Raw genomic sequence first — 7,963 nt, 5'->3', positions numbered from 1 at the left:
GGGCTGGTGGGCCGGACGGATCGTCACTGCTGGTTCGTCTCCTCTGCCGCGGCCGGCTCCCGTACGACGTCCTTCCGCCGCTCGCCGACCACCTCCTCGTCCTGCTGCGCACCGAGCCCGGTGCGGTGGTGATGAGCGCGCCGCACCGGCTCCGAGTGGTCGTCGGACCCGGCGGCCGCAAAGCCGCGGTGCGCGGGGTGGGCCGGCGCCGGGTCGTCCACGTGCGCGGGCGTCGCGTCCTGCGCACCGGTCGCCGCGTCGAGCTGCGGCGACAGCGCCGTCCCCGGAAGCGGCGCCTCCTGCGGCACAGCCCCGTCCACCGCGAACGAGTGGCTCTGCGGGTACGCCGGCGCAGCCGCCTCGGCGGCGAACGACTCGTCCCGCGCCACCGCAACCGGCTCCGCCGCGAACAACTCGCTCCCAGCCACCGCAGCCGGCTCCCCCACGAACGACTCGTCCCGCGCGAACGCCCCCGGCTCCGCCGCGAACGCCACGTCGCGCGCGAACGCCCCCGGCTCCGCCGGGAACTCGACCGGCGCAGCGTCGTCCCGCAGGGGGTTTCCGTCGGCATCCAGCAGCGGCGACAACGTCGCCGGGAACACCTCCGCCTCCCGCACCGCCTCCCCAGCGAACACCCGAGAATCCCCCGGCGCGAACAGCTCCGTCGGCTCGATCACCTCCGACGCCACCCGCTCACCCACCACCTCGTTGCCATCAGCATCCAACTGCGGCGACAACGGCGTCCCCGGCAACACCTCCGCCTGCCGCACCATCCCCTCCCCGGCCAGCACCCGACCATCTCGCGGCGTGAACGGCGCCGTCGGTTCGATCAGCTCCGACGCCACCCGCTCACCCACCACCTCGTTGCCATCAGCATCCAACTGCGGCGACAACGGCGTCCCCGGCAACACCGTCTCCTGCCGCACCGACTCCGCCCCCTCTCCGGCGAACACCCGCGCGTCCCGCGGCGCGAGCAACTCCGTCGGCTCCAGCACCCGCGCCGGGATCGCGTCCGTCACCCCGTCCCGAGCACCCCCGCCCGAGCCCGCCTCTCCCGACTCCGACCCGCCGGCACCGGCGTACAGCTTCCGCCCGAACTGATCCGCCTGCGCCCCGGCGCCGTCCTCGCCGTTGACGAGGATCTTCGCCGCCGACCGCACGCCGTGCCCGGACGCCGCGATCGCCTGGCTCCACAGGTCGACCGCCTCGTGCATCTCCCGCGCGGCCTTCAGGAAGACCTTCTGAAACTTCTCCCCCTGGTCGTCGTCCCCGAGCACGTTGCGGACGTAAGCGGAGTTGCTCAGGTCGTCGATCCGGCGCTGCAGATCCCGGACCTGCCCGGCCTTGTCGTCGAACCCGCCGGCCGACTTGCCGAGCCCGTCGGGGTCGGCCCAGAAGTTGTCGCTCACGGCTGCCTCAGCTCGACGCCGGCCGGGATCCCAGGCTCGTCGGGCAGGATCGCCGACAGGTCGGCCCGGCCCTTGACCAGGTCGTGCGCCGAGATCCCCTCGGGCAGCATCGGCGCCATCAGGTCAGCCGTCTGCTCCAGCGCCTCCCCGCGGGCCTGCTCGATCGTCTCCAGGATCACCGCCGCCAGCTCGGCCGGCGCGAGCCGCTTGTACGCCGTGGTCGGGAACTTGAGCGCGGTCACCTCGCCGTACCGCCCGACGGTGACCGTGACGACCTGGCGCGGCGCGGTCGCCGTCGCCGTGACGGCGGCCAGCCCTTCCTGCATCGCGGCCATGCTCTCTCGGTGCTTGCGGTAGGTACCGAGCGCCTCGTTGAGTACCTGTTCCATCCGTGACATGTGGTGTCCTCTCCGCCGGTCAGCCGACCGGTCCAAGTACAAGGGCAGGCCCGGCCCCGGCCGGTACGGCGGCCGCCGGGACGACGGCCCGCAGGTCCGCCACCGCCAGCGTTCGCGACGCGGCGGCGTTCGACAGCCGGCGCGCCAGCCGGTGGGCGGCGTACACGGTCGGCTCGTCGCCGTCCGCGAGCACCTCGGCGATCGCCGCCCGCACGTCGACGGGCACCTCGTGCCCGCGCCGCGTCAGCAGCCGGACCGCGGCCTCGGTCTGTTCCTCCAGCGTGTAGTCGGTCAGCTCCCATCCCCGGGTGAAGCGCGCTCGCAACTCCGGAGTGGTCGTCAACGCTGCGGACAGCCGCCGTTGTTCCCCGGTGAGCACCACCACCGGGTCGCCGGGCCGGTCCTGCATCGCGGCGGCCAGCGCCTCCAGCGCTTCGGCACCGGGGCCGTGCGGCTCGATCGGCCAGTCACCGTCCACACTGATCATCACCGCGCCGCCGAGTGCGTCCTCGAACAGGCTGCCCACCAGCGCCTGCGCCTGGCCCGGCCACCGCGGGTACAACCGCTCGCCGACAGTTGCGTGGAGCAACGGGCCGTGGCCGGTGACGCCGAGCTCGGAGAGCGTCTGCGCGTAGAGCGCGGCGATCTCCGACCGGCCGGTGCCCCGGCGTCCGCCGATCACCGCACCGGCCCGCTCACCGGGCGTGCGGCCCTCCCGCAGCACGGTGCCCAGCCCGAGCAGGGTCTGACCGATCTGCTGCAGCGCCGCGTCCTGCCCGATCAGCTGGTCGAGCCGCCGCCAGCCGGCCGTCTCGTCCGCGGACCGCACCGGCGCGCCGGTCAAGGCGCGGGCCGGTTCGGTTCCGGTGGCGGCCGGGAGCTGGTCGATCTCGGCCCGCAGGTCGTCGGCGGTCAGCCGGTTCAGCTCGGAGTCCTTGGCCGGCGGGTTCAGCGCGAGCCTGGTCGCCTGGTTGTTGACCATCGCCTCGAACAGCTTGCGTGCGACGCGGCCGTTGCCGAAGGTGTCGTTCTTGGGCACCTTGGTGAAGAACTCGCGCAGCGCGTCCACCGCGTCGTCGGTGAGCTCGTAGTAGTGCTTGCGGCACAGGTCGCTGGTGATCGTGACGAGCTCGTCGACGCTGTAGTTCGGGAACTCCACGGTCCGGGTGAAGCGCGAGGCCAGACCGGGGTTGGACTCCAGGAACTTCTCCATCAGCGCGGAGTACCCGGCGACGATGACGACCAGCTCGTCGCGCTGGTCCTCCATCATCTTCATCAGCGAATCGACGGCCTCCTGGCCGAAGTCCGGGCCGGAGCCGCCGGACTGCGCGGTCAGCGTGTACGCCTCGTCGACGAACAGCACGCCGCCGATCGCGCTGGTCACCACCTCGGTCGTCTTGATCGCGGTCGAACCGACGTACTGGCCGACCAGGTCGGCCCGGCTGACCTCGACCATGTGACCCTTGCTCAGCACCCCGAGCTCGGCCAGCACCGCGCCGTACAGACGCGCGACTGTGGTCTTACCGGTACCGGGCGGACCGGCGAAGACCAGGTGCCGGCTCATCGGCGGCACCGGCAGACCCATCGCCTGGCGCTGCTGGGACACCTTGATCAGGTTGATCAGGCCGTTCACCTCGCGCTTGACGTCGGCCAGGCCGATCAGCGTCTCCAGCTCGGCCAGCGGGCCGTCCAGCGGTGCGGTGCTCTGCCCGGAAGGCTCGTCCTGCGGCTCGTCCGCCGGCTCGGCGTAGGTCAGCTCCGGAGCACCCTCGTACGCCGCCCGCTCCTCAACGGTCAGTTCCACGACCGAGACACGGCCGGCCTCGGCCGAACGGTTCACCGGCTCGCCGCCGACCCCCTTGACCACGCACCGGTCGATCACGACGTCCTCGGCGGTCTCGATCCGGAAACCGTCCTCGCCGGCCCCCAGCACCTCGACCTCGGTCAGCGTCACCTTCGACGGCCCGTCGACCGCGATCCCGGCGCGGCCGGCGTCGCGGACCCGGCAGCGGGCCGCGGTCAGCGTGCCACCGGCCGACACCCGGACCGCGTCGCTCGGCGCCCCGGTGAACTCACTGTCCTCGACCGTCACCGCGCCACCACCGGCGATCCGCAGACCACCACCCCGGACCAGTACGGCGGCCAGCGAGCTGACCGTGGCGTCCTGGAAGCTGATCGCGCCCTCCGCGGTCGAGACCACCTGGACGTCCTGCACCCCGGCCGCCGATCCGCCGGAGACCTCGAGGCCGGCGTACGGGCCGGAGTCGAGCACCGCGTCGCGCAGGGTGAGCCGGCTGTGCCCGGTCAGGACCACCGCCGGGCCGTTGCCTGAGGCAACCTGCAGACCGTCCACCCGGGCCTCGGCGGCCTCGGTCAGCTCCAGCGCCGGACCGGAGATCGCGCGCAGCTCGGTCCGCTCGAGCACCGGCCGGCTGCCCGCGTCGGCCCGGACCCCCAGCTGGGCGTCGCTGATCGTGCAGTCGGCCAGGCGCGGTGTCGCGGCCCCACTGACCTGCACGGCGATGCCGTTCTCCGCGGTGATCGTGCACGCGGTCAGGACCGGCGCGGCGCCCTCACCGACGTGCACGGCCTGGTCGCCGGCCCCGGTGAAGACGGAGTCCCGCACCGAGACCTCTCCGGAGCTGATCAGGTACAGGTCGACGTTGCCGCTGCCGTTGACGGTCAGTCCGCTGATCGCCGCGCTCGCCTGCTGCTCGACCACCACCGCCGGCTTTGCGGCACCGGTCACCGTGGTCCGCTCGATGGTCGCCGAACTCTGCCCGTTCACCCCGATTCCGTTGCCCTGGGCCCGGGTCACCGAGCAGCCGCGCAGCACCGCGGAGCCCTGCTCGGCCAGCACGATCCCCGACGACGCGGTGTCCAGGATCTCGGTGTCCTCCAAGGTGCTGGTCGACGCCGACGTGACGACGACCCCGACCCCACCGGTGCTGGTCACCACGCACCCGCGCAGCGCGACGGCGCCGGTCCCGCGGGTCAGCAGCGTGGCCCACGAGGCGCCGTCGATCCGGCAGCCGTCGAAGGCGGCCTCACCGGCCACGACGTCGACCGCGGCGAGCTCGGGGTCCGCGCTGCCCAGCACGAAGTCCCGGAGCTGCACCGCCTCGGCCCGGACGACCAGCACGCTGCCCGTCGCCGCGTGGACCTCGACGCTGCCCGGCTCTGCCTCGGGCACCAGGGTGACCATCCGGTCCACGACCAGGTTCTCGGTGTACCGGCCGGGCGCGACGCTGATCGTCGCACCGGACGGCGCCTGGGCCAGCGCCGCGCCGATCGTCGGGTACGCGCCGGCGCGGTTACGGGCGACCGCGAGCACTTGCCGGTTCATTGCTGCCTCCTCATCGATCCACTCCACCTCAGACCAGTCCCGGGAGCCGGCGGAAGCGGGCCGCCGCGTTCTTGCTGATCCGTACTCCGGCGGTACCGGCCGCACACTTCTCCTCCTGCCGGCGCAGGCTGTTCAGCGCGAGCTGGTCGAGCGCCTCGCCGTCCCGCAGGACGCCGTCCTCGCCGATCTCGGCCGAGCCGAGCTCGCGCAGCAGGATCCGCCCACGGGCACCGTCGGCCGGGCGGCTCAGCTCGAGGATCTTGAAGCTCGTCCCCGGGACGAACAGCGCACGATCGGCGACCCCGCCGTCGTACGGTTCGAGCAGCCTGGTCCGGCGGGCGGTCATCGACCAGATCAGGACGTCGGTGTCCCCGTCGACACCACCGACCGGCTCGGTGGTCGCGTTGACGAAACCCCACTCGGTGAGCACCGCCGCGGCCTCGTACAGCGCCCACTGCCCCGGCGTCGGCGAGACCTTCAGCACCGACGGTCCCCGGTGCGACGGCAGCCGGCTCAGCCCTGCCACCACGCACCGGGCCAGCGGCACGTGCGGCCCTGCCGTCGCCGACCGCAGTCCGGCGTCGATCGCCTCACCGCGCTGCGACAGGTAGATCTGCACCGCCACCGCATCGGTCAGCACGTCGTCGGCCGACCGCCCCTGCGCTCCCTGGAACCCCGGATGCTCGGACAGCACCCGAGCCACGGCGTTCGACATCGTCCCGTACTCGGCCCCGAACGTCCGCCGGAGCCATCCCCGCTCGTCGTCCAGTCCCCGCGCCGGCAACGCGCCGGCCGCGTCCCCCGAGGGCACCGGCTGCCACTTGCCCTCAGCAACCATCTCGGCTCCGGGAGAGATCCCCGGCGCACTCGGCGCCGCGGCACTCGTCGTCGCGTCAACGGAGGGCGCGGCTGCGCCGAGCTCGGGCGGTACGTCGCCGCCGGCCGAGGAGCCGGCCGTTCGCGCTCGCGCCGGATCCGCCGCCGGCCCCGACGGGTCGGCGCCGGCCTCGCGCGCCGCCGCGGCGGCGCCGTCGTTCGTCACCACACCAGCGGAGCCGGCCGCGCCGGCAGGTTCGGCGACCTCGGCCGGACCGTCGGAGCGGACCGCCGGCTCCGGGGCCGCGCCGGTCGGCACGCTCGAGCTCACCATCCGAAAGCTCGGCGGGGCGGACGGCGCGGTCGCCACCAGACCCGCCACCGCCGGTACGGCGGCCAGGCTCTCGCCGGCCCCCGAGACGTTCACGTCGGCCAACGGCCCGGCAGTCGGCGATCCGCCGAGCGCTGCCGGCTCCCCCGAGACCACCGAACCACCGACGCCCGCCGGCTCCGCCACACCGGCCGAACCGCCGGCAACCCCTGGATCGCCCACGACCACCGAACCGCCGGCAACTCCTGGATCCGCCACGACCACCGAACCGCCGTCCGTCGCCGGCTCCGCCACGACCGCCGGCTTCCTGCTCGCCTCGGGTCCGTCGGTGCCGAGCGGTTCCGCGGCCGCCTCCGGCCGGACCGCCCCATCCACGGCCGGCCGGGTCGTTGCCAACGGCACCGAAATCCCCCGCTCGGCCAGTACCGCGGGCGCCGCGACCATCCGGGTCGCGGCCCGGGTCTGCTCGTCCAGCCGGGCGTACAGGTCCTCCGTCAGCCCACCGATCCGCGCGGCGTTGTCCTGACTGGTCGCGTCGACCACCAGCAGCTGACCGGCTCCGTCGGCCGGCAGGGTGCGCAGCGCCGCGGTCTCGCGGGTGTCGAACGGGGGCCGGACCACCAGCCCGGCCTGGATCACCTCGATCACCGCGTCGGGGGCGTACCAGTAGACCGCCGGCGCGACCATCGGCAGGTCGAGGGCCGGCATCCGGTGGGTGAGCAGCTCCGGCGTGGACTGCTCGCCGGTCCGTGGCCGGTAGCCGATCTCCTGCGCGAACGGAGCCCAGTCCTGCTCGCCGGTCGCCGCGACCTCGTGGACCTCGAAGGTCTTCGGCGTGCCCAGCGGCACCCCGGCGTACATCCTGACCCCGGCACCGCTCAGGTCCGCGAGCACCTGCCCGACGGCCGCGGAACCAGGCACGTCGACCGCGCCGTACCGCGCGAACCGCAGCCCGGCACGGGCCTGCTCGGGCAGGTTCGCCCAGACCCTCATCACGTCGTCGACCGCGACCGGCGGATCACCGGGCGATCCCAGGACCAGCGTCATGAACTCGTGGTGCAGCGGCATCCGGGTCAGCAGCCGGGCCCGGTGCGGCCGCTGCTGCTCGTCCCGGCCGACGGCGTGCAGCCAGAGCCCACCGGGTACCGGCTCGGCGACCGCCCGTGAACTGGTCGGCATCTGCTCGGCCAGCACCTCGGACTCCCACGCCGGCCGCGGAAACCGCTTCGACTCCCACACCGGCGGCCGGCCGGCGCCGAAGCGCACCCACCCGGTCCCCGGTCCGGAGTCGACGAACAGCGAGCCGCCGGCCCCGGCGATCACCTCACCGTCGGCCGCGACGACCGGTCGGCGCAGGCGCTCGGCGAGCAGCTGACCCGCCAGCGCGCTCGTCTCCCGGGAGCGCCCACCGATCACCACCCGGACACCCCGGCGGTGCCGCGGCAGGATCCCGGCCACCGCGTCCCAGACCGCGACCGGCACGTCGGCCGGCAGGTCGATCACGACGAACTCGTGCTCCGGGTCGTCCGCGACGTCCATCGCCAGCGCCCGGGCCTGCTCGGTCAGCCGGCCCGGCTGGTGGACGACCTGCGCGTGGCCGAGGACCTGCTTCACCAACGCCGGCTCGTCGGCGTCCGCCCGGTATCTGCTCAGCACCGACATC

The 7,963-nt window shown here is 73.9% G+C and carries 4 protein-coding genes; all 4 read right to left on the bottom strand.

Features of this window, described 5'->3' with window-relative positions:
• Window positions 1–23: 23 nt before the first annotated feature.
• From ACZ6Z4_RS06220 to ACZ6Z4_RS06205, 4 genes are read right to left on the bottom strand one after another with little or no spacing between them, the layout of a single operon-like run.
• On the bottom strand, window positions 24–1,409 hold the full coding sequence (locus ACZ6Z4_RS06220) for a hypothetical protein (RefSeq protein WP_465558728.1): 1,386 nt from the start codon (window positions 1,407–1,409) through the stop codon (window positions 24–26).
• Window positions 1,406–1,807 carry a YbaB/EbfC family nucleoid-associated protein gene (locus ACZ6Z4_RS06215; protein ID WP_465558726.1) on the bottom strand — a complete coding sequence of 134 codons (402 nt, stop codon included), beginning with the start codon at window positions 1,805–1,807 and terminating at the stop codon, window positions 1,406–1,408. Before ACZ6Z4_RS06215 ends, ACZ6Z4_RS06220 begins: the two co-directional genes overlap by 4 nt.
• 19 nt (window positions 1,808–1,826) lie before the next feature.
• Window positions 1,827–5,153, bottom strand: coding sequence for a right-handed parallel beta-helix repeat-containing protein (locus tag ACZ6Z4_RS06210; RefSeq protein WP_465558724.1), 3,327 nt, complete (start codon window positions 5,151–5,153; stop codon window positions 1,827–1,829).
• A gap of 28 nt (window positions 5,154–5,181) precedes the next feature.
• Entirely contained in the window at window positions 5,182–7,962 is a 2,781-nt protein-coding gene (locus tag ACZ6Z4_RS06205) for a hypothetical protein (protein WP_465558721.1), read from the bottom strand.
• Window position 7,963 lies beyond the last annotated feature (1 nt).

Source organism: Kribbella sp. NPDC104740 (assembly GCF_055583505.1).
The sequence above is the reverse complement of the archived record's forward strand: the minus strand, read 5'-3'. Positions and strand labels throughout refer to the sequence as shown.